This is a genomic window from Streptomyces sp. GC420, from assembly GCF_009916105.1.
Taxonomy (GTDB): domain Bacteria; phylum Actinomycetota; class Actinomycetes; order Streptomycetales; family Streptomycetaceae; genus Streptomyces.
This window is the reverse complement of record NZ_JAAAXQ010000750.1, coordinates 1-1,331: the sequence shown is the minus strand read 5'-3', so window position 1 is coordinate 1,331 and position 1,331 is coordinate 1. Positions and strand designations below refer to the sequence as shown.

Genomic DNA, 1,331 nt, shown 5'->3' with positions numbered 1-1,331 from the left:
CGCCCCCGCCGCCGCAGGAGTGACCGCCGCCGTGGCCCGCCCCGGAGTCCGGGCCCCAGCCCGAATCGGAGTGCCGGTCGGGGTCCGAGTCCAGTGCCTTGCCCATGCGGACGAGTCTCCGGCCGAGCCCGGACGGCGGTGAGTCCACGCCGAAGGCGGCGCGGCGCAGCGTCCTGCCGGCAGCGCCGTCTCCACGCCCCGCCGCGGCCCGCCGGCAACCGCCCTCGTGCGCGCTCGCCGGCGAGCAGTCGGCAACCCCCTCCCGGGCCGGGCAGTCTCCCCGGCCCGTGCCGGGAATGTCACCCGCGTGGGCGGCGGAGAATCCCGCGCGGCCGTGGTTCAGAGGAAGCACTGAGCCTTGCGCGCGGACGGCCCGATTCCGTGGGCGCGGCGGGCGCGATCAGCCGCCGGACATCAGGACGAACAGAAGGATCAGCAGCGTCCAGCCGCCGATGGCGAGCCAGCCCATGGCCAGGCCGGCGATCGCCATGCCGTCCCCGTCCTCACCGGTCCTGCGGATCTCGGCCCGCGCCTTGTGGCCGAGGATCACCGCCGGGACCCCCGTCAGTCCCCCCGTCACCATCGTCAGAAGGCCGCAGACGAGCGCGCCCGAGGCCGAACCGTTCGTCGGCCGGGGCGGCGGAGGCAGGAATGCCTGCGGTACCGCGGCGGGACCGGGGGCGAACGGCAGCGGCCCGTGCGGCAGATCACCGACGAGGCGCACCAACTCGCCGTAGGTCGCGGCGCGGTAGACGGCGCCGACCCGGTGGTCGTGCTCCGACTTGGACAGGCGCCCTTCACCGTACGCGGCACGCAGCACATCGACGGCCCGTTCACGGTCCGCGTCCGAGGCGCGCATGTGCGCGACACCGTGCTGCGACCACGGAACGGGCGGCCCGCCGGCGCTCCACTGGTTCATCGACATGAGGCCACCTTGATCGCCTCCCCCGCTACTTGCCGTGAACAACGCACAACGGGGCCCCGTGGTTCCGGCAGGCGCGGCCGGATTCACCCGCCACGGATCGTTCCGGCGCGGCGGACGCGGCGACGCCTGCGGGAGTTTGGAGCATCTGGTAGGCGAAACGGGGCCGGGCCGCGTCGCGATGGCCGGGCCCGAGGACAACTGCCGCCGCGGGGCGGGCCGGGCGCGGCCCGGTGCCACGACCGGAGTCCTGAACCCGGGCGGGCCCGTGCGCCGGACGCCGCCGGGGAGCGGGCCGCGCCCGAGCGGAGCGGGCGGCCGCCGGCCGGGGCCGCGCCACCGGCCGCTCCGCGACCCGTACGGGAGCGTTCCCTCGCCCGCGTGTGCGAGGTGCCCGGGCCCAGGGCCC

1 protein-coding gene is annotated in these 1,331 nt (G+C 76.6%); it reads right to left on the bottom strand.

All coding sequences use genetic code 11. From position 1 onward, the window contains the following. Positions 1–400: 400 nt before the first annotated feature. On the bottom strand, positions 401–919 hold the full coding sequence (locus GUY61_RS38370; RefSeq protein WP_243767045.1) for a DUF1707 and DUF4190 domain-containing protein: 519 nt from the start codon (positions 917–919) through the stop codon (positions 401–403). Between the last annotated feature and the right edge of the window lie 412 nt (positions 920–1,331).

Coding starts and splice junctions, on each gene's coding strand:
- GUY61_RS38370 (WP_243767045.1), bottom strand. CDS start 919: ATGAACCAGTGGAGCGCCGGCGGGCCGCCCGTTCCGTGGTCGCAGCAC.